General features: G+C 42.9%; 20 protein-coding genes. 19 read left to right on the top strand and 1 reads right to left on the bottom strand.

Annotation, left to right across the window (positions count from 1 at the left end; genetic code table 11):
- The first annotated feature begins 2 nt into the window (after positions 1–2).
- The 7 genes from lrp (at position 3) to rmf (ending at position 7,522) form a co-directional block, all read left to right on the top strand.
- Positions 3–482 (top strand): leucine-responsive transcriptional regulator Lrp, encoded by a 480-nt coding sequence (gene lrp, locus DS891_RS03765; protein WP_095726862.1) that lies wholly within the window; start codon positions 3–5, stop codon positions 480–482.
- 114 nt (positions 483–596) lie between these two features.
- Entirely contained in the window at positions 597–3,206 is a 2,610-nt protein-coding gene (locus tag DS891_RS03760; protein ID WP_174168885.1) for a DNA translocase FtsK, read from the top strand.
- Entirely contained in the window at positions 3,206–3,844 is a 639-nt protein-coding gene (gene lolA / locus DS891_RS03755) for an outer membrane lipoprotein chaperone LolA (protein ID WP_010604731.1), read from the top strand. Before DS891_RS03760 ends, lolA begins: the two co-directional genes overlap by 1 nt.
- Entirely contained in the window at positions 3,837–5,177 is a 1,341-nt protein-coding gene (locus tag DS891_RS03750; protein ID WP_174168884.1) for a replication-associated recombination protein A, read from the top strand. Before lolA ends, DS891_RS03750 begins: the two co-directional genes overlap by 8 nt.
- Positions 5,178–5,179: 2 nt before the next feature.
- On the top strand, positions 5,180–5,560 hold the full coding sequence (gene crcB / locus DS891_RS03745) for a fluoride efflux transporter CrcB (protein ID WP_010604733.1): 381 nt from the start codon (positions 5,180–5,182) through the stop codon (positions 5,558–5,560).
- A 7-nt stretch (positions 5,561–5,567) separates the two neighbouring features.
- On the top strand, positions 5,568–6,863 hold the full coding sequence (gene serS, locus DS891_RS03740; RefSeq protein ID WP_045988497.1) for a serine--tRNA ligase: 1,296 nt from the start codon (positions 5,568–5,570) through the stop codon (positions 6,861–6,863).
- Positions 6,864–7,351: 488 nt separating this feature from the next.
- Positions 7,352–7,522: a ribosome modulation factor gene (rmf, locus tag DS891_RS03735; protein ID WP_010372771.1), complete on the top strand. Its 171-nt coding sequence runs from the start codon at positions 7,352–7,354 to the stop codon at positions 7,520–7,522.
- Positions 7,523–7,600: 78 nt separating this feature from the next.
- Here rmf and fabA read toward each other — a convergent pair whose 3' ends face one another.
- Complete coding sequence (fabA, locus tag DS891_RS03730) at positions 7,601–8,116, bottom strand: 3-hydroxyacyl-[acyl-carrier-protein] dehydratase FabA (protein WP_174168883.1); 516 nt, start codon at positions 8,114–8,116, stop codon at positions 7,601–7,603.
- 240 nt (positions 8,117–8,356) lie between these two features.
- Between fabA and DS891_RS03725 the strand changes: the two genes are divergently transcribed.
- The 12 genes from DS891_RS03725 to DS891_RS03670 all read left to right on the top strand — a co-directional run bounded on the left by DS891_RS03725 (position 8,357) and on the right by DS891_RS03670 (position 19,910).
- Positions 8,357–9,211, top strand: a complete 855-nt coding sequence (locus tag DS891_RS03725; protein ID WP_174168882.1) for a 6-carboxytetrahydropterin synthase — start codon at positions 8,357–8,359, stop codon at positions 9,209–9,211.
- Complete coding sequence (locus DS891_RS03720) at positions 9,204–10,028, top strand: M23 family metallopeptidase (RefSeq protein WP_102056791.1); 825 nt, start codon at positions 9,204–9,206, stop codon at positions 10,026–10,028. Before DS891_RS03725 ends, DS891_RS03720 begins: the two co-directional genes overlap by 8 nt.
- Positions 10,025–10,459 (top strand): acyl-CoA thioesterase, encoded by a 435-nt coding sequence (locus tag DS891_RS03715; RefSeq protein WP_010372783.1) that lies wholly within the window; start codon positions 10,025–10,027, stop codon positions 10,457–10,459. The genes DS891_RS03720 and DS891_RS03715 overlap by 4 nt, the downstream gene beginning before the upstream one ends.
- Positions 10,460–10,743: 284 nt before the next feature.
- Positions 10,744–11,109 (top strand): response regulator, encoded by a 366-nt coding sequence (locus DS891_RS03710; RefSeq protein ID WP_010604737.1) that lies wholly within the window; start codon positions 10,744–10,746, stop codon positions 11,107–11,109.
- On the top strand, positions 11,106–11,687 hold the full coding sequence (locus DS891_RS03705) for a chemotaxis protein CheX (RefSeq protein WP_010604738.1): 582 nt from the start codon (positions 11,106–11,108) through the stop codon (positions 11,685–11,687). Before DS891_RS03710 ends, DS891_RS03705 begins: the two co-directional genes overlap by 4 nt.
- Positions 11,688–11,689: 2 nt before the next feature.
- The gene (locus DS891_RS03700; RefSeq protein ID WP_174168881.1) at positions 11,690–12,988 is read left to right on the top strand and encodes an ATP-binding protein; all 1,299 of its coding nucleotides are present in this window, start codon (positions 11,690–11,692) and stop codon (positions 12,986–12,988) included.
- Positions 12,989–13,311: 323 nt separating this feature from the next.
- On the top strand, positions 13,312–13,827 hold the full coding sequence (locus tag DS891_RS03695; protein WP_174168880.1) for a chemotaxis protein CheW: 516 nt from the start codon (positions 13,312–13,314) through the stop codon (positions 13,825–13,827).
- Positions 13,827–15,014: a methyl-accepting chemotaxis protein gene (locus DS891_RS03690; protein WP_174168879.1), complete on the top strand. Its 1,188-nt coding sequence runs from the start codon at positions 13,827–13,829 to the stop codon at positions 15,012–15,014. Before DS891_RS03695 ends, DS891_RS03690 begins: the two co-directional genes overlap by 1 nt.
- Before the next feature lie 8 nt (positions 15,015–15,022).
- Complete coding sequence (locus DS891_RS03685; protein ID WP_010604742.1) at positions 15,023–15,388, top strand: response regulator; 366 nt, start codon at positions 15,023–15,025, stop codon at positions 15,386–15,388.
- Positions 15,389–15,398: 10 nt separating this feature from the next.
- Positions 15,399–15,683: an STAS domain-containing protein gene (locus DS891_RS03680; protein ID WP_010604743.1), complete on the top strand. Its 285-nt coding sequence runs from the start codon at positions 15,399–15,401 to the stop codon at positions 15,681–15,683.
- 1 nt (position 15,684) lies between these two features.
- A complete protein-coding gene (locus DS891_RS03675; protein ID WP_069020652.1) occupies positions 15,685–17,661 on the top strand; it encodes a chemotaxis protein CheA in 1,977 nt (658 codons plus the stop codon).
- A 14-nt stretch (positions 17,662–17,675) separates the two neighbouring features.
- Positions 17,676–19,910, top strand: a complete 2,235-nt coding sequence (locus DS891_RS03670) for a methyl-accepting chemotaxis protein (protein WP_174168878.1) — start codon at positions 17,676–17,678, stop codon at positions 19,908–19,910.
- Positions 19,911–19,917: the final 7 nt, after the last annotated feature.

Below are 19,917 nucleotides of genomic sequence, written 5' to 3'. Positions count from 1 at the left end.
CTATGTATCAACAACTAGACAGAATCGACAGAAAGATTTTAGTCGAACTTCAAAAAGATGGCAGAATTTCAAACGTAGAATTAGCCAAACGCATAGGATTGAGCGCTACGCCTTGCTTGGAGCGCGTTAAAAAGCTGGAACGAGAAGGATTTATTCGGGGTTATAAAGCCGTAGTCGATCCTGCTAAGCTTGGACAGGGACTTTTGGTGTTTGTTGAAGTTACAGTGAATAAAAACTCGCCTGATGTATTCGATAGATTTAATCAAGCAGTAAAGCAGCATGACGAAATTATTGAATGTCATCTTGTGTCCGGTAGTTTCGACTATCTATTGAAAACACGAGTGACCGACATGTCAGAATATCGAGGAGTATTAGGAGAAATTTTACTTAAGCTGCCAAGTATCAGTGAAAGTCGCACTTTTGTGGTCATGGAAGAAGTAAAAGGAGAAGAAGGAGAAGTAATAAAACCTTGTGCACCTTGAGGTATTTCTTGGTAAGGTGTAAGTATATACAGCAATACTAACGCAAATCACTAATTTGCTGACGTTTTGGGCTTACATAGTCCAGAAAAGAAACAGAAAAAAGGTTTAATTACAATGCGCTTAAATGGTGTGCAACGCCTCTTAGAGACAGGTTTGATTGTAAGCACGGCTGCAGCAATATTTATGTTGTGTGCGTTGATAAGTTTCGACCCAGCAGACCCTGCTTGGACTCAATCCGGTGAGTACGTAAAAGTAAACAATATAACGGGTGCTGCCGGAGCTTGGCTGGCAGACATTATGCTGCTGAGTTTCGGGTGGCTGGCGTTTTTGATCCCAGCGGCGCTGCAGTTTCTTGGTTATCTGCTATTTAAAAAGCCGCATAAGCTACTGCAACTCGATTACACCACGCTAGGTTTACGCCTTATTGGCGCAACATTGTTTATCACCTCTGCGAGTGCAATCAGCAGTATCAACTTTGATGATATCTATAATTTCTCATCTGGTGGGGTAGTAGGGGATGTGGTTGCAGGAGCCATGATGCCCGCCTTTAACTTTACCGGTACTTCTATACTGTTACTATGCTTTTTCTTTGCAGGAATGACGCTACTTACCGGTGTGTCTTGGGTTGAATTTGTTGATTATTTGGGTGAAAAGGTACTCGCCAGCTTTAGATGGTTACGCGATAGACTGACAGCAGAGCGCAATATAGAGCAAACGCAGTCAGTTTCACAGAAACCTGAGGCCGCTAGCACCAAAGCGGATAGAGTAGACAGTGAGACACCAATAATAGCTACCGAGAAAATAAATGATTATGAGCAGGCTCTCCAGCAGCAAACCGATACTGAAACTGATATTGACTTCGATGCTGAAGAAGAACCTAGTGGACTTGGTAAATTAAAAGATAAATTGTTCCGCAAAACGAACACTGAATCTACACCTCAAACTTCGTCTGCACCGCACTCTGATCTACAAGAGAAGAAAGAACCGTCGGTGTTCGATGAGCTAGATGATATCCTTGAGCAAGAAATCAACTTTTCAGCGATAGAGGATGAGCCACTGGATACTGTCGCGGCATTAAATGCCTTGGATGAAGCACCTGTGCACGAAACCAAAGTGGTTTCTCCGGCAAGGCCTCTTAAGCCTAAAGCACCTGAAAAGGCGGCCAATGGTTATCAGCCTCCACCAAGCGCAAAAGAGCAATTTGAAGCGCTTCTAGAGGCTCAGCCACCTGCAGAACCATTGCCTTCATTAGATTTGTTGGATAGGCCGGACAAGGCTAAGAATCCAATTTCGCAAGAAGAGTTAGATCAGGTTTCGCGGTTAGTTGAAACTAAACTATTAGACTTCAATGTCCAAGCACAGGTAGTTGGTGTGTATCCAGGCCCTGTCGTTACGCGCTTTGAGTTAGATCTCGCGCCGGGCATTAAAGTTGCTAAGATCACCGGCTTAGCGAAAGACTTAGCGCGTTCATTATCTGCAGTCTCAGTGCGCGTAGTTGAGGTTATCCCTGGCAAGACGTATGTGGGTTTAGAGTTGCCTAACAAACACCGCGAAATCGTACGTTTGTCCGAAGTGATAGATGCCCCTAAGTTTGAACAAAATCCATCTCCTTTGACTATGGTGCTTGGTAAAGATATCGCAGGCCAGCCGGTCGTCGCTGATTTAGCCAAAATGCCGCACCTGCTGGTGGCCGGTACAACCGGCTCTGGTAAGTCAGTGGGCGTTAATGTCATGATCCTTAGCTTGTTATATAAGTCGCCGCCAGAAGATGTGCGAATGATCATGATAGACCCGAAAATGCTTGAGCTTTCAGTCTACGAAGGTATCCCACATTTATTATGTGAGGTGGTTACTGATATGAAAGAGGCTGCAAACGCGCTACGCTGGTGTGTGGGGGAAATGGAACGCCGTTACAAGCTGATGTCGGCACTCGGTGTCCGTAACCTTAAAGGTTACAATCAAAAGATTAAAGACGCCAAAGAAGCGGGTCATCCAATCTTAGATCCACTCTTTAAAGATACAGACGGTATGGCGGATGAACCACAAGAGCTAGATAAATTACCGAGTATCGTGGTCGTTATAGACGAATTTGCCGACATGATGATGATTGTTGGTAAAAAAGTAGAAGAGTTAATAGCACGTATTGCACAAAAAGCGCGAGCGGCAGGCATACATTTAGTGCTGGCAACACAGCGTCCATCAGTGGATGTCATTACAGGTTTGATCAAAGCGAATATACCAACGCGAATGGCGTTCCAAGTATCAAGTAAGATTGATTCACGTACAATCTTAGACCAGCAAGGTGCAGAAAACCTGTTGGGTATGGGTGACATGCTCTATTTGCCGCCAGGAACGAGTGTTCCGGTTCGTGTACATGGTGCGTTTGTTGACGATCATGAAGTACATGCCGTAGTAAGTGACTGGAAAGCAAGAGGCAAACCAAACTACGTAGAAGAAATTCTATGCGGTGAAGCAACCGAGGATATTTTACTACCAGGCGAAGCACCGGAAGGTGGGGATGAAGAGTCTGACCCACTTTATGATGAAGCCGTTGGGTTTGTTATTGAAACAGGCAAAGTGTCTGTTTCGAGTGTACAACGTAAGTTAAGAGTTGGTTATAACCGTGCCGCTCGATTAGTTGAGCAAATGGAAATGTCGGGAGTGGTAAGTGCTCCTGGTCATAATGGTGCACGAGATGTATTGGTAAAAGGTGGAGCCAATTAATGAAAAAATTTAAGCAAATTGCATTGCTAACGGTACTATCAAACCTCCTTATTCAGCCTGTGTGGGCTGATGAGGCTGCGATGCAAAGTCTAAAAGGAAGACTGGCTGAATTAACCAGCTTTCAAGGTAAGTTTGAGCAAATAGTTAAAGATCAAGAAGGCAATGAGTTGCAAACCGGTGAAGGGGCGATAATCTTAGCGCAGCCACTAAAAATCCGCTGGCAACAAGAGATGCCGGATGACACTTTATTTGTATCAAGCGGAGCAACAACCTATTACTACGATACGTTTGCTGAGCAAGTGACCATCCTAGATACGACTAAACTTATTGATACTACGCCATTTGTGCTACTTACGACACAAGAGGACAGTCAATGGCTGAAGTACAACGTAGCACTTAACGGTCAAGAATATCTGATCACGCCAAAAAATAAAGTAGACTCGCAGGTAGAGCAATTAACACTGCGTTTTGATGACAAAAACGATGGTTTAGCACTATTGAAAGTGAACGATATTTCAGGTCAAGTCTCTACGTTTAGCTTTAAGGAAAGCAAAGTCAATGCGCCAGTAAAAGAGAGTTTGTTTGAGTTTACAATTCCACAAGGAGTGGTCGTAGACGACCAAAGAGGCAGTGACTAGTTTAGGGTTTGATTTTACACCAGATGTACGACCGTTGGCCGCAAGAATGCGGCCAACCTCGTTAGAGCATTATGTTGGGCAGAGTCATATTTTGTCCAAAGGCTCTGTACTTTATCGTGCGATTGAATCTGGACGCTGTCATAGCCTGATCCTTTGGGGGCCACCCGGAGTGGGTAAAACCACCCTTGCTGAGATCATTGCCAACTATGCGGATGCAGAGCTTATCAAGCTTTCCGCTGTCAGTGCAGGAATTAAAGAGGTTCGTGAAGCGGTCGTCGATGCTAAAAACCGATTAGCTCAATTTGGTAGACGTACGCTGTTATTTGTTGATGAAGTACATCGCTTTAACAAGTCCCAGCAAGACGGATTTTTACCTCACATTGAAGATGGCACCTTTATTTTTATTGGCGCGACCACCGAAAACCCCTCTTTTGCACTGAATAACGCGATCTTGTCCCGCGCGCGTGTTTATACCTTACAATCGCTTGTAGAGGAAGAACTAGGTCAAGTACTTAAAGACGCGTTGTCACGAGATGAACAGCTGTCGAAATTAGCCATCACCATTGATGACAGTGCACTTGAACTCATTGCCAAAGCCGCTTCGGGAGATGCGAGAAAGGCGCTTAATCTACTGGAGCAGGCGGTTGACTTAAGTTTTGAGCCAAATTCAAACACTCATTTGGTGAATGAACTTGTACTAAAACAAGTGTTGCCCAGCCAATTATCAAGTTATGATAATAAGGGCGACCTATATTATGACCTAATCTCAGCGTTTCATAAGTCAGTTCGTGGCAGCGCACCAGATGCGGCACTTTATTGGTATTGCAAAATACTAGCAGGCGGAGGCGATCCGCTCTATGTAGCAAGGCGATTGCTGGCGATCGCCACGGAAGATATCGGCAATGCAGACCCAAGAGCGATGCAAGTTGCGTTAAATGCTTGGGATATATTTCATCGTGTTGGGCCAAGTGAAGGAGAGCGTGCGATAGCACAGGCAACGCTTTATCTCGCGAGTGCGCCAAAAAGTAATGCGGTCTACATGGCGTTCAATCAAGCTAAACGTGATGCTGCAAGTGATCCGAATTACCCCGTACCTGAACATCTCAGAAATGCACCGACAAAACTAATGAAAGAGCTCGGTTTTGGCGAAGAATACCGTTATGCACATAATGAACCTGGCGCCTTTGCCGCCGGAGAAAATTACTTTCCAGAAGCCATTCAAGAGCGACAATACTATCATCCGACAGATCGGGGACTTGAGAAACAAATAGCCGACAAGCTCAACTATCTACAGACGCAAAATGCGCAAAGTAGCACCAAGAGGTACAAGTAGCGATGCTAATAAATTATCTCACAATTGCGCTAGGTGGAGCGTTTGGTGCAATGTTACGCTTTTTTATCAGCGATATGTCGATAAAACTCTTAGGTAAGGGATTCCCTTTTGGGACGTTGATCGTTAATATTCTTGGTTCATTATTGATGGGTGTGCTTTACGGTTTAATTGAAAAAGAAGTTATTTCAGTTTCTCCATCTAAAACGTTGATAGGTATTGGCTTTTTAGGTGCGCTGACTACTTTTTCTACATTCTCAATGGATTCCTTGTTGTTACTTCAACAAGGGCAATATGTGAAAATGGCGTTTAACGTCACATTAAACGTGGTGGCGTGTATCTTTATGGCCTGGGTTGGTCTTTGCCTCATCATGCAAAAAGGTTAAAAAAACAATGTTAGATTCTAAATACTTTCGTCAAGACATCGAGGAAGCCGCTGCGCGTTTGAAAAAGCGTGGTTTTGAACTCGATGTTGCTAAGATCACCGAATTAGAAGAAAAGCGCAAAGCGCTACAAACCAAAACTCAGGAATTACAGAGTGAGCGTAACAGTTCCTCCAAAGCGATTGGTCAAGCTAAAGCGAAAGGGGAAGACGTTCAACCTTTACTAGATGCTGTTGCAAACTTGGGCGACCAATTAAGTGCAGCGAAAGAAGAGCAGGATAAAATTCTTGCTGAACTTAATGACTACGCAATGTCGTTGCCAAATCTCCCTGCTGAAGAGGTACCTGCAGGTGCTGATGAGTCTGAGAATGTTGAAATAAGCACTTGGGGTGAGCCAAAGCAATTTGACTTTGAAGTTAAAGATCATGTTGACCTTGGTGAAGCGCTTGATAAGGGTCTCGATTTCGAAACTGGTGTTAAGCTAAGTGGTTCCCGCTTTACAGTGATGCGCGGTGGCGTAGCACGTATGCATAGAGCACTTGTACAACTGATGCTAAATACGCACACTGAGCAAAATGGTTATACAGAAATGTATGTACCATATCTTGTGAACAAAGCGAGCTTGTTCGGCACGGGTCAACTTCCTAAGTTTGCAGAAGATTTGTTCCATACAGAAGCATTATCTGAAGACCAAGATGGCTTTAGCCTAATTCCGACGGCAGAAGTACCGTTAACTAACTGCGCTCGTGATGTTATTTACGACGAAAAAGAGCTGCCGATTAAGATGACGGCGCACACGCCTTGTTTTAGAAGCGAAGCAGGTAGCTATGGCCGTGATACGCGCGGACTTATTCGTCAACACCAGTTTGATAAGGTTGAACTTGTCCAGCTTGTAAAACCTGAAGATTCTATGGCAGCGCTTGAAGAGTTAACAGGTCATGCTGAGCAAATTTTACAAGCACTTGGTTTACCTTACAGAAAAGTGGTGCTTTGTACTGGAGACATGGGTTTCGGTGCGACGAAAACGTACGATTTGGAAGTTTGGTTACCAGCACAAAATACCTACAGAGAAATCTCTTCTTGTTCAAACATGTGGGATTTCCAAGCGCGCCGTATGCAAGCGCGTTTCCGCCGTAGTGGTGAGAAGAAGCCAGAACTACTTCATACTCTTAATGGTTCTGGTTTAGCGGTAGGTCGTACTCTAGTTGCGATTTTAGAAAACTACCAGCAGGCAGATGGATCAATTATTGTGCCTGATGCACTAAAACCATATATGGGTGGTGTAGAGGTTATTAAAGCAAGCTAAGACAGTACTGCTTAATTGAGCTTTGCTCGATTTAAAAACTCAAGTTATTGAAAAGAGGTTGGATTCGTCCAGCCTCTTTTTATTACTATATTATGAATGTTTTTTTACAGGGAAATATAGAAAAATAAGATCATCAACCAATAATTTACGTCTTGAGTATCTAGGTATCTATATAAAATTAAAATAATTATGCTTTTTGTGGTCAGCTGTACAAGAATTACATTTCTGATCATTGCATGACTCGCTGAGATGTGATTTATTGAAGGTATGGGTTTGGCCAAATCTCATCGGTAAGTAGCACATCTGTATGAAATATGATGTCGCTCGTGTTTAACTTTTCTCAATAAAATCTTTAATTTAAATTGTTAGTACGAATTGTCATTATATCGCAAGTCACTATCTTCGTTTTGAATGACGTTCGCTTAAGTTTGAACTACACAGTATTAGAAACGCTAATGCTGATCGAGAAAAAGGTGAGGATATTACCTATGAAGAGACAGAAAAGAGACCGTTTAGAAAGAGCACATTCACAAGGATTTAAGGCAGGATTAGCCGGTCGGTCGAAAGAAAATTGTCCCTATCAACAAGTAGAACACAGATCAGAATGGTTAGGCGGATGGCGAGAAGCGATGGATAATCGCAACATCTTTAAAACCTGATACCGAATTTTAGGAGAGCAAAGCCCCAGATGGGGCTTTGTGTGTTTTTAAAGCTATAAAACGATAACAGCGAAAAAGTTAAAATGCGCTGGTATCTTGGAAAAGACCTACTTTCAAATCTTTTGCTTCATAGATCACGCGGCCATCAACTTCGACGATGCCATCTGCTAGACCCATAAATAGCTTACGTTTGATAACGCGCTTCATTTCAATGCGATAAGTCACTTTTTTAGCAGTCGGTAAGATTTGACCCGTAAACTTCACTTCGCCCACACCGAGTGCACGACCAAGACCAGGACCACCAGACCAACCAAGGAAGAAGCCTACCAATTGCCACATCGCATCCAAACCTAAACAACCAGGCATTACTGGATCACCTTTAAAGTGGCAGTCGAAGAACCACAGATCAGGGTTGATGTCGAGTTCAGCAATAATTTGACCTTTACCATGCTCACCACCGTCATCATTAATTTGAACGATGCGATCCATCATCAGCATGTTGTCGCTAGGTAGGCGGCAGTTGCCTTCACCAAACATTTCTCCACGACCACATAAAATAAGTTCTTCTTTTGTATAGCTGTTCTTCGATTCCATAAATCTTCTTCTTAACTTGCAAATTGACGCTACTTTAGCGTACAGATGTACGCTAAACAACTCCGAACAGTTAAAAAGCGTACGGAGACTTGTAAATTTTGCGCTAAAGATATGTCTATTTGATTAAATTTCAAAAAATTGAAGAGATTAAATGCAAATCAGTTCCAATTAGGGGCGATTTATAATGTGAAAATCATTATAATCGGTGATGATTTTTTAGCAGGCTATTTTAGGTGATCTATGATCCTTTTTGTTGACTCTTTGACCGTAATTGATTTTTCGTACCTTTGCCCACGTCGTGGTGCGGTAGGTGAAAGCTGGATCACCGATATTGTGTTGCATGGTGAGCTAAACGAAGAGTCTATGGTGTTAGACTTTGCAAAAGTTAAAAAGCAAATCAAACGTATTATCGACGAAAAGCTGGACCACAAATTAGCGGTACCCAGCGCGCTTGCGTGTAATGCAAAACACAGTGAAGGCCGATTCGAATTTGATATGCAATTTGATGGAAATCACTTAGCCATGAATGCACCGGAAGAAGCGGTGTGTGTAGTGGAAGGAGATGAAATCAATGAAGCCAATGCAATCGCTTACCTTAAGTCTGTTATTATGCCGCATATGCCTGAAAACGTGAAAGATTTAGATATAACACTACGTCCAGAGGCCGCAACTGGCTTCTATTATCACTATAGCCATGGCTTAAAGAAACACGATGGCAACTGTCAGCGTATTATTCATGGTCATCGTTCATTGATTGGTGTAAAGCTCAACGATATCAGCATGCCTAGATTACAAAAACAATGGGCGGATAAATGGCAAGATATTTATCTTGGCAGTGAAGAAGACTTGATTGATCCTAGTTTGCTTCAGTATGTAACCGCTCAAGATGAAGATTATGCATTCGCGTATACCTCGTCGCAGGGATATTTTGAGTTGGCGATCAGCAAATCACGTTGCGATATATTACCTTGCGATACAACAGTTGAATGTATTGCGGACTATCTTGCAGGCCAAATAAAGGCGCAAAATCCACATGATAAGGTTGAAGTAAGAGCGTACGAAGGGGTTGGAAAAGGAGCGATCGCGTATGCTTAAACGTGCAATTGTTATATTGCTAGCGAGCACCACATTATTTGCTGAGGCGCTTGAATTAAAAGGTAACCTGACACAAGGTGGCTTGGTCGTCGGCAAGCTTGAAAATGCAACTGAGATAAAGCTAAACGAAACAGAATTAAAGCGCTCTAAAGATGGCTATTTCGTGTTTGGTTTTGGTCGTGATGCTGAACTTAACCACATCTTGAGTTGGCAATCTGATGATGGCCAAAAGCATCGCCAAGCGATAGTGATCACGAAACGAGATTACGATATAGACAAGATCACGGGGGTGGCGAAAAAGTATGTTTCGCCACCAGAGTCGGTGCTAAAACGCATACGTGAAGAAGCACAAGCTGTGTCAAAAGCAAGGCAAGGCAATTCGGATTTATTATTCTTTAAAGACCCTGTTTTCAGGCCTGCGAAGGGCCGTATTTCAGGTGTTTATGGTAGCCAAAGATATTTTAATGGTGAGCCAAAACGACCACATTTTGGATTGGATATCGCAAATAAAACGGGTGAGCCGGTCTTAGCGCCGGTATCGGGTAAAGTGGTGTTTGCAAATCCAGATCTTTATTACAGTGGCGGCACTTTGATTATCGATCACGGTCACGGCATTACCTCTACGTATATCCACCTTAGTAAACTGGATGTTAAGGTTGGCGATACGGTAAAAACAGGCGATAAAATCGCTGAAATTGGCGCGACGGGCAGGGTAACTGGCCCGCATTTGGATTGGCGCTTTAATTGGTTCGGGGAACGACTCGATCCAGCTCTACTTATGAAAGATACACTAGCGGATAAAGCAGTAAAAAAATGACAGACGAACAAAGACAAGCCATTGTTGAGCAACGCATCAAAAGCTCAATCACACATGTAACAAAGACCGTTTTCCCAGGCCGAACAAACCACCATAACACTTTATTTGGTGGTGACGCACTGGCTTGGATGGACGAAGTTGCCTTTATTGCTGCAACGCGTTTTTGCCGCAAACCTTTGGTGACTATCTCTTCAGACAGAGTTGATTTCAAAGAGGCAATTCCTGCAGGTACTTTCGCAGAATTAGTATCGAAGGTAGTGCATGTTGGTAATACCAGCTTAAAGGTTGATGTTGAAATCTATCTTGAAAGAATGCACAAAGATGATAAACACTTAGCAATTACAGGTAGTTTTACCTTTGTTGCCGTAGATGACAATCATAGGCCAACTCCTGTTGTTTGTGACAAAATGCTAAACGGCTTTGATAGCTAGTTTTTCGCTAAGATTTTATTTTTAAAATCTCTAAAGCAAATATAGGGCTAAGCCCTATATTTTACCGACCTAAAAGAACACATCATACAAGATTGTAAAATTGCTACTCGTCAAGAACCGCTAAAACTCATTTACGATAACTAATCGAGCCATTATTTGTTATTTCTAAGTTGAATCTCTTTCGTTCAGAGGACAAATGAGTCATTTTTTACTCATAATTTTTTGACAGTCAAAAAGCCAAAGACCATACTTTTTACCAATATAGTGAAATAGGAGTGGTGCTCATGGCAATTCCAGTAACCGTTGCAGACGATTCTATGATGTCGAGAAAGGCTGTGCTTAGGGCAATACCTGAAGGCTGGGATGTCGAAGTCAGTGAGGCAAAAAATGGCAAAGAAGCATTGGTGATGGTTGAGCAGGGCAAAGCAGAGGTGTTATTTTTGGATCTAACTATGCCAGAAATGGATGGTTTTGAAGTTCTTACGCATCTACACGAACACCATGCAAAAACCGTGGTAATCGTTATTTCCGCCGATATTCAGCCCGAAGCGAAGAAGTTGGTGGATAAACTCGGCGCATTTCGCTTTTTGCAAAAGCCATTACAAAAAGAAGAGTTACATAACACGCTACAAGAGCTAGGTTTATTATGAACATGCCACTCAGTGAAGAGCAAAGGGACGGCTTGCAAGAGCTAATGAATATATCCATGGGCCAAGCAGCGAACTCTTTAGCTCGATTAATTGAAACGAAAATTAGTTTATCTATCCCTGAAATAACTTCGGTCAGCCCAAATCAACTCAATGAGATCTGTAATACCGCACATGTTTACAGAACGAGGCAGTCATTTTTAGGGGAAATTAAAGGTGAAGTCATTAATCTATTGTCACCGCAAGGCTTACAAGAAATAGCCGAACTTATGGACTACGATAGTCCACTGGATGACTCTGATCTTAATGAAGTCTTATTAGATTTATCTAATATCTTGGCTGGTGCATGTTTAAACGGCTTTTCTAGTCAGTTAGAGCTTAAAACCTCATTGACTATGCCGACTATTTACAAACATCAACTATCCGACGACATTGCCGAGTGGAAAACCACATTGGTGATGAAAATTGCATTTATAATCGAGTCTATTGCTTTTGATTCGAGAGTGATTATTTGTTTGGATGAGAAATCCATTAAAACTGTGATCCAAAAGCTCAATGCCATGCTTGGAATAGAGGACTGACTGTGTTTAACGAATTGCAGCGTTATATTCCGGTTGGAATTTGTGTACTCGACCAATCACATACGGTGGTTTTTGCGAATGAATTTTTGAAAAACCGCCTACCGGATAACACTCCCAAAAATATTGAGGGCATGTCTATCGATGAGGTATTTCCTGAAGCTGCAAAAATCATTAAGCGGAAATTGAAGAGTGTTTTTGCTTTAAAAGCAGCAAGTTTTAGCTACTGGGAGCATCGTCCTCATGTTTTTGAACTAAGCAGCAGCCGTCCTGTTACTGGTGATGAAACTTCAATGTATCAGAATATTCAATATGTGCCGATTTTTGAGCATTCTGAAGAAGTGAAAAAGGTATGCGTGATCATACAAGATGTGACGGAGCTTGCGAGCTATTATCAAGAGCAAAAACGTCTAACCGAAGAATTGGAGATAGAAAAGCAGGAGTTAAAAACACTCAACCTTAAGTTGGAAGCTGCACAAAACCAATTACTACAGTCTGAGAAAATGGCAGCAATTGGCCAACTAGCCGCTGGCGTGGCGCATGAAATCAACAATCCAATTGGTTTTGTGAATTCCAATATTCAAAGTTTAGAAGGCCAGACTAGCGGACTGTTTGCGATGCTCGATTTTTATGAATCGAATTTTAGTACACTTGCCGACAGTGATCTAGCACAGCAGGAGCAGCAGCTCCAAAGTCAGCATAGTATCGACTTTTTAAAGGAGGATGTGCCTGAATTACTGCAAGAGTGCTTAGAAGGGCTGGACCGAGTCTCTAAGATAGTTGAGAGTTTAAAATCCTTTTCTCATGTTGATAACCAGGAGTGGCAAGAGGCAGATCTCATTAAAGGGATTGAAAGTACGCTGAAAATAGCCAACAACTCAATTAAGTACCATGCGGTTATCAACAAAACTTACTCGCTTGATGATGAAGTGTTGCTATATTGTCAGCCAATGCAGATTAATCAGGTATTTTTAAACTTAATCATCAATGCAGCGCAATCAATAGCGTCAAGCGGTACGGTAACTATCTCTATCGAAGATAAACAAAACGAGGTAATTATTGCTATCCAAGACACTGGCAAAGGGATCCCAGCTGAGGACATCAATAAAATTTTTAATCCATTTTTTACCACCAAACCTGTTGGTCAAGGCACTGGCCTTGGGCTGTCTCTATCATATAGCATCGTCGCCAAGCACAAGGGTCGCATTCAAGTTGACTCACAAGTCGGTGTCGGCACAACGTTTACGGTATCCTTTCCTAAGCTCAGCGAAGCAGATTTCTCCGACGAATTTACGGATAATTAATCAATCAAACCCAGTTCATAAATAAAATTAGCCTTCATTAGGTTAGCGTTTCTTTGCAATTCATGTACTCCCTTATTGTTTTTGTTCTGATTATCCAGTTCTCAATTATTTGGCTTTAGCTTTCTGACGCTTTCATCATCATAAAATCCAATGCAAGACCGTCACAGCGACAATGCTAAATACTGAAAAATAATTTATAACCACATGTTTTTAAAGTTATTTTTACCACTCAAAAATAGATAAAATAAATTATTGCTCAAATTTTGACAGATAAGAAATACAAGACTAAAGTAACATATAAGACAAATGAGACGGGGCAAAAAATGCAAGCGATCACAGAAAACACACAGTCATTGCAATATCTCACTTTTCAGTCAAGACAGGATTGCTATGCAATTGAGATCCTGTCAATAAAGGAGATTATTGAATTGGGCTCCGTGACAAAAGTCCCTTTGATGCCTGAGTTTATTAAAGGAGTGATTAATTTAAGAGGCTCAGTCGTACCCGTTATCGATCTGTCAGCTCGGCTTTGTGGAGAAGTAATAGAAGTGGGCAGACGAACCTGCATTATCATTTGTGAATTCAGTATTTCTGACAACCTCATTGAGATGGGTGTCATTGTTGACGGCGTTAATGAAGTCATAGAAGTTGACGCAAAAGATCTAACCAACTCACCTCTGTTTGGCGCGCAAATCAGAGCCGACTTCATTGCTTCCATGGTAAGACGCGGAGATGAGCTACTCATCGCGCTAGACCTTGAAAAAGTTCTCTCAGTTGAAGAGATGGCTGAGCTGATAGAGTTAAGCGAGCGTGGTAGTCATCTTGGGGAGTCAGCATAATGCAGATACTTCCAATTAATGAGCTAAAGGCAATCTACAAGTACTACATTAGCGCTGCGGTGTTGCTCAGCCTAGTATTGTCTCTCACGCTATTGCTCAGTGTTCGCGTTGATATTTTGTCGCTATCGTCTGTGCTCATCACCAGTGCACTCTTAGCGGTAACGTTAAGGCAGCGTCATTTAACTGCAAAAGTCATTCTTGATTGTGAGGCATTTGCTAGTTATTCGAGTGAGATGCAAGAGCATTGCGAGGTGGAGCAGCACAATGCAGAATCTGTTGCCGCGATTTTAGAAACCGTTATTAATCAGGTCTACAGTATTAAAACCTTGGGTAATGGCTCGGTTTCTGGGCTGACCTTGCAGTTTTCAGAGCTAAGACAGGCACTAAATAACACGATCGAATCGGCACGAGGTTCTGTAGAAAATTTTGGTGATGATGAACACTGTTTTGCCAAACACAGTCAAGAAGAACTCAATGAAGTCCTGCATAGTTTGCGCGTGGCTCTCGGTTCAAAACTCGAGGTCGTCAATTCCAATCAAGCTGTAAGTCATGCTGCCAAAGAACTAACTGAGCAAACCAAATCCATTCAAAAAATCTCAAAAGAGATCACGTTATTGTCACTCAACGCATCAATTGAAGCTGCAAGAGCGGGGGAAGCCGGTCGGGGGTTTGCCGTGGTAGCGGAAAGGGTGCGTGAGCTTTCGGATATTACCTCAGAAGCTGCAGAGCTTATTATTGAAAAGATGAATGGCTTAACCAATGCCGTTGCTGACAATACTCAAAAGCTCACCGAATCACAGGCACAAGACGTTACGCTTATGGATGATGCTGAATTACATATCCGAAAAGTGCTCAATGAGATGGCGTCGGTCGCTAATGAGCTGACGCAATCGGTACATGGATTAGATGATACCGCAAGCAAGATAAAAGCGAACGTCGACGACGCGATAACCGATTTTCAATTTCAAGATAGAGTGAGCCAAAAGCTAGAACACATTTGCAAAGGGCTTACTTCATTAGTCTCACTATACAGGACAGAAGGTGAGCTAGGCGAGGAAGGGTTGGCTGCATTACAGCAAGAAATGTTCAACTCTTACACCATGAAAGAAGAAAGGGAATGTCATGTTTCAACCACTGAAAATACGTCTCAACACGACCATGTTGAAGATGAGGTAACATTTTTCTAGGAGGTCTTATGACTAAGAAAATTATGATAGTAGATGATTCGGCTTCAATTCGTCAGGTGGCAAAAATGACACTACTCGCTGAAGGTTATGAAGTCATTGATGCCTGTGATGGTCTTGACGCAATCAACAAGTTAGATGAAGGCAAAATCAACCTGATCATTAGTGACTTGAATATGCCAAACATGGACGGGCTGAGCTTGTTGAAGAAAGTGAAAGAAATGGGTCAATATCGCTTTACGCCTTTTTTGATGCTAACCACAGAATCGGGCTCTGATTTCGTGAGTCAAGGTAAGCAAGCGGGAGCAAAGGCTTGGATGATAAAGCCATTTAAACCCGAAAAGCTGATTAATACCGTTTCACGTATTTTGGCTTAGGAGCATAAATATGAGCAACTTAACCATTGTGCTGCCAGAAGTATTGACCATTTATGAAGTGAGCAAAGTGGCAGCAAAATGGCAGCTCATGTTAAGCGATGACACGACGGCGATAGCGATTGACCTTAGCGAGCTGTTGGAGGTGGACGCTGCAGGCTTTCAATTAGTTGTAGCACTCGCACAGTGTTGTACGGAAAAGCCGTTATCTGTGATAGGTGTCGATGAGCATCACTCACCTTGTGCCTTATGGCTACTCAATACCTTAGTTGCATCAAACTGCGCGCAAAGGAGGTAAGATGGTTGATTTATCCGAAATTCAAGCGGTCTTTATTGAAGAAGCCAAGGAGTTGGTACTTCAATTTGAAGAAAGTCTCTTGGCAATGGAGTCTATACTGCCAAATAGTGACGACGAGATCATAAACGAGGCGTTTCGTGCTGCACATACCATAAAAGGCTCAGCCGGTGTTGTTGGCTATGACCATATTGTCGATTTTACGCATTTTGTTGAAGCAACAATGGAGCTTCTTCGTGATCACGCGCTAAATCCTTGCGAAAAACTGATTTCGACTTTGCTCGAATGTAATGACCATATAAATGCGTTAATTAAGTGCTTAGAGTCAAACGAAGATTTTCCTCAGGCGTTGACCGATGCTGAAACTGGGCTGCTAGAAAGTTTAAAGTCATATAGTGGTTTGCAAGACCAAGTCTCAAGTGAGCAAACCGTTGTCGAAAATCAAGAAGCAACGCAGAGCTTTCGAGTCTCAGCGCAGTTTTATAAGGCCTGCATGGTGGATGGTTTTGATCCGCTCTCGATTATTCGCTACATCGAAAGTAAAGGTAGTACGGTAGAAGTAGATTGGCTAATTGATGAGGTACCTGCGCTTAACGCGGTCACACCAGATGAACTAGAATTATGCCATTTTAGAATGCAGCTAGAGATACATCACTCTACGCGAGAAGATATTGATGAAGCATTTGAGTTTATTGCTGCAGAATCAAATATTGAGATAGCCCCAATTGAAGATGATAAGCCAACGCCAACACTTGTCAAAACTGATAAACAGCCCACCAAAAATAACAAAGTCAAACCAAAGAATCCCGAGCGAATGATGAAAATTCCGGCGCAGAAGCTAGATGAATTAGTCAATGAACTTGGCGAGCTGGTTATCGTGTCTGCGGCACTTGAAGATCACACTAAAACAATACGTGACTCGGCCCTTACTGAAATTGTTGAACATATTCAACAACTCGTTAGTGATGTGCAAAGCAGTACACTACAACTCAGAATGGTACAGATAGGCGAAACGTTTAATCGTTTTAGCCGTGTGGTGCGAGACACCTCAAAGGAGTTAGAAAAACAAGTTTCTTTAGAAATTATGGGGGCTGAAACCGAACTTGATAAATCAATGGTTGAAAAGATAGTCGACCCTCTTACACACTTAGTTCGCAATGCCATTGATCATGGGATGGAGTCACCAGCACAACGAGCGGACAGTGGAAAGCCTGAATACGGTACCTTATCACTCAAAGCCTTTCATGATTCTGGCAGTATTGTAATAGAGATCAGCGACGATGGACGTGGGCTAGACAAAGAAAAAATTAAAGAAAAAGCAATTCAGCGTAATCTGATCTCACCTGATACTGAGCTTACCGACAAAGAAATTGCTAACTTAATCTTCGAACCAGGCTTTTCCACAGCCGAAAAAGTATCAAATATCTCGGGACGCGGTGTTGGCATGGATGTGGTGAGAAAAAACATTGAAGCGGTACGTGGAACGGTGAGTGTTGAATCTGTCGAGCACCAAGGTACGTGTTTCCAACTCAGGTTGCCGTTAACCATGGCCATTATCGATGGTTTTATGGTGAGTGTTGCTGATGCTAAGTTCGTCATTCCACTGGATATGGTTACAGAGTGTATTGAACTTCCGCTTGGCAATGGGGCAACTCGTCAAACCGATTACATTAATCTGCGCGGTACAGTGCTGCCATTTATTCATTTGAGTCGTATTTTCGACTTACCAACGAACCCTAAGATCAGACCAAGTATTGTCGTTGTGAAGTACGGTCAGTTGCGAGCAGGCATCGTCGTCGATCAGCTGTTAGGTGAGTTTCAAACGGTCATCAAACCACTCGGTGCGTTATTTGAAAAGATGTCGGGGATCAGTGGCTCAAGTATTTTAGGGTCAGGAGACATTGCGCTCATTCTTGATGTACCAAAGCTTATTCATGATTTTGCTCATGAACCTGAATCTAGAAAATTAGCTAACTCTTAATAAGGGGATACATAATGGGAATTTTACCAGCAATCTTTGACAAACAAGTTACTCAACTGTCGAAGGCAGTCGTAAACGCGATTGAACACTCAGATCTTACCCAAGTAAACCCCGCTTTATATGAAGGGGAAGCCAAAACACTCGCGACCAATGTATTAAGTTTGCTTAAAGGCAATGCAGAATTAGAGGCTATCGAGACTACAGGCACATTTGCTGCTCTCCTAGATGGTGCTGGTCGGATTGTTCATCAAAGCAATCAATTCACCCAGCTTATTGCAAATAACGCACAAAGTGATGGTGGATATATTACTGATATGCTGTCGTTGCACAATAACTTTTCCGAGCTGATAGATAAGACCACCAAAGTTAATATGCCAAGCGGATCTTATCAATTAGAAATTATGAATTTAGCACAGCCCATTGCTAACTGTAGTTTCGTGGCTAAATTAATCAGCCAATCGAGTTTGAGCGCTGGAAGTAATAGCGATTTTTATAAGCAAGCCATGGATTACAGTACCGCTTGTATTATGCTGGCTGATGAAAATTACGATATTGTTTATATAAATCGTGCCATGCGAGACATGTTACTCAGGTTAGAAACTGCGATCCAAAGCACGTTACCTACCTTTTGCGTCGACAAACTGGTGGGAGGAAGTATCGACCAGTTCCACCGTAATCCAAGCCACCAGCGCACTATGTTAGCGAGTTTAACCTCTACGCACGTTGCAAAGCTCGGGTTTGGCGAGCACAGCTTGGAGCTCATGATCACCCCCGTATTTGATGAAAGCAATAAGCGTATTTCTACTACGGTTGAGTGGAAAGACGTAACTGATGAAAAGCGCAAAGAGCGCTTGTTAGAAGAAGAGTTTGGTGTTGCCTTCCAAGCGGTAGCTTGCGGGGAATTTGACAGACGCATTGAAGCCAATGAGTTAGAGGGATCGATAGGCAGAATTGCTGAGGCATATAATAAGTCGATGGAAGTGCTGGAATCGGTACTTGAGGACAATTTTGCCGTGCTCAACGCAGTGAGTGAAGGTAACTTATCATTAAAGCCCAAAGTACAAGCACAAGGGCTTTTAGGTGAGCTGGCGCAACGTACAGCCAATCTCACCGATGTGTTAGATACCTTAGCGGCCGATATCGTCGAGTTGGTTTCACAAGCGGTCAAAGGAAACATTCAAAATCGCGCAGACACCTCAAACTATGCCGGCGCATTTAAAACCATGACTGATGGTCTTAACGAGGTATTGGAAGCGACCGAAAAGCCAATTCAAGAAATTGCTAACGTCATGGAGGGGTTAAAAGAAGGTCGCCTTGATGTTGAGATTGCAGGAAGCTATTCAGGTGTCTATGACGAGTTGAAGCAAAGCGTCAATAGTACAATCTCCAGTTTAAGTCGCATTATTTGTGATGTTCGTTCTAACTCTGAATCGCTAGCGCAGGCATCAACTGAAGTCTCCTCTACAGCACAGTCATTGGCACAGAGTGCAAGCGAACAGGCCTCATCAGTTGAAGAGACATCAGCCTCTGTTGAACAAATGACGGCATCCATTGCCCAAAATGCAGAAAACTCCAAAATCACCGACGGTATGGCATCAAAAGCGGCAGGTGAAGCACAAGAAGGCGGTAGCGCCGTGGAAGAGACCGTATCGGCCATGAAACAAATTGCGTCTAAGATAGGTATTGTCGATGACATTGCTTATCAAACGAATCTGTTGGCACTCAACGCTGCCATAGAAGCGGCTCGAGCTGGAGAACATGGTAAAGGGTTTGCTGTGGTGGCTGCAGAAGTCAGAAAGCTTGCTGAGCGTTCTCAATTTGCCGCGCAGGAAATATCTCAGTTAGCATCTGGCTCAGTGAGCAAAGCCGAGCGGGCAGGCAGTCTACTTGCTGAAATCGTACCTGCAATTGGTAAAACCTCTGATTTAGTACAAGAGATCTCCGCAGCGTCAGACGAACAAGCGGCAGGTGTTGGCCAAATCAACGACTCGATGAATCAAATCACCCAGCTAACGCAGCAAAATGCGTCATCGTCAGAAGAACTTGCAGCCACCGCGGAAGAAATGTCCAGTCAAGCAGAGACGCTTACCCAACTCGTCGCCTATTTTAAAATCGGAGACATTGAAAGCCAAAGCGAAATCCGAGTGTTAGAAGGAGGCAAGCCGCAAACAGAAGCACAACCCGTCGCCGAGCGAAAAGAAGTGAGTGCTGGGCAAGCTCGCTCAAAAGAGCACTTTGAACAGTTCTAAGGAGGTG

Origin of the sequence: Pseudoalteromonas sp. JC28, assembly GCF_013319255.1 — a bacterium.
Taxonomy (GTDB): Bacteria; Pseudomonadota; Gammaproteobacteria; order Enterobacterales; family Alteromonadaceae; genus Pseudoalteromonas.
This window is presented reverse-complemented; position numbering and strand designations above follow the sequence as displayed.

Excerpts from the sequence above, each read along its gene's own strand:
- lrp (WP_095726862.1), top strand. The coding sequence starts at position 3 with ATGTATCAACAACTAGACAGAATCGACAGAAAGATTTTAGTCGAACTT.
- DS891_RS03760 (WP_174168885.1), top strand. The coding sequence starts at position 597 with ATGCGCTTAAATGGTGTGCAACGCCTCTTAGAGACAGGTTTGATTGTA.
- lolA (WP_010604731.1), top strand. The coding sequence starts at position 3,206 with ATGAAAAAATTTAAGCAAATTGCATTGCTAACGGTACTATCAAACCTC.
- crcB (WP_010604733.1), top strand. The coding sequence starts at position 5,180 with ATGCTAATAAATTATCTCACAATTGCGCTAGGTGGAGCGTTTGGTGCA.
- serS (WP_045988497.1), top strand. The coding sequence starts at position 5,568 with ATGTTAGATTCTAAATACTTTCGTCAAGACATCGAGGAAGCCGCTGCG.
- rmf (WP_010372771.1), top strand. The coding sequence starts at position 7,352 with ATGAAGAGACAGAAAAGAGACCGTTTAGAAAGAGCACATTCACAAGGA.
- fabA (WP_174168883.1), bottom strand. The coding sequence starts at position 8,116 with ATGGAATCGAAGAACAGCTATACAAAAGAAGAACTTATTTTATGTGGT.
- DS891_RS03725 (WP_174168882.1), top strand. The coding sequence starts at position 8,357 with ATGATCCTTTTTGTTGACTCTTTGACCGTAATTGATTTTTCGTACCTT.
- DS891_RS03720 (WP_102056791.1), top strand. The coding sequence starts at position 9,204 with ATGCTTAAACGTGCAATTGTTATATTGCTAGCGAGCACCACATTATTT.
- DS891_RS03715 (WP_010372783.1), top strand. The coding sequence starts at position 10,025 with ATGACAGACGAACAAAGACAAGCCATTGTTGAGCAACGCATCAAAAGC.
- DS891_RS03710 (WP_010604737.1), top strand. The coding sequence starts at position 10,744 with ATGGCAATTCCAGTAACCGTTGCAGACGATTCTATGATGTCGAGAAAG.
- DS891_RS03705 (WP_010604738.1), top strand. The coding sequence starts at position 11,106 with ATGAACATGCCACTCAGTGAAGAGCAAAGGGACGGCTTGCAAGAGCTA.
- DS891_RS03695 (WP_174168880.1), top strand. The coding sequence starts at position 13,312 with ATGCAAGCGATCACAGAAAACACACAGTCATTGCAATATCTCACTTTT.
- DS891_RS03690 (WP_174168879.1), top strand. The coding sequence starts at position 13,827 with ATGCAGATACTTCCAATTAATGAGCTAAAGGCAATCTACAAGTACTAC.
- DS891_RS03685 (WP_010604742.1), top strand. The coding sequence starts at position 15,023 with ATGACTAAGAAAATTATGATAGTAGATGATTCGGCTTCAATTCGTCAG.
- DS891_RS03680 (WP_010604743.1), top strand. The coding sequence starts at position 15,399 with ATGAGCAACTTAACCATTGTGCTGCCAGAAGTATTGACCATTTATGAA.
- DS891_RS03675 (WP_069020652.1), top strand. The coding sequence starts at position 15,685 with ATGGTTGATTTATCCGAAATTCAAGCGGTCTTTATTGAAGAAGCCAAG.
- DS891_RS03670 (WP_174168878.1), top strand. The coding sequence starts at position 17,676 with ATGGGAATTTTACCAGCAATCTTTGACAAACAAGTTACTCAACTGTCG.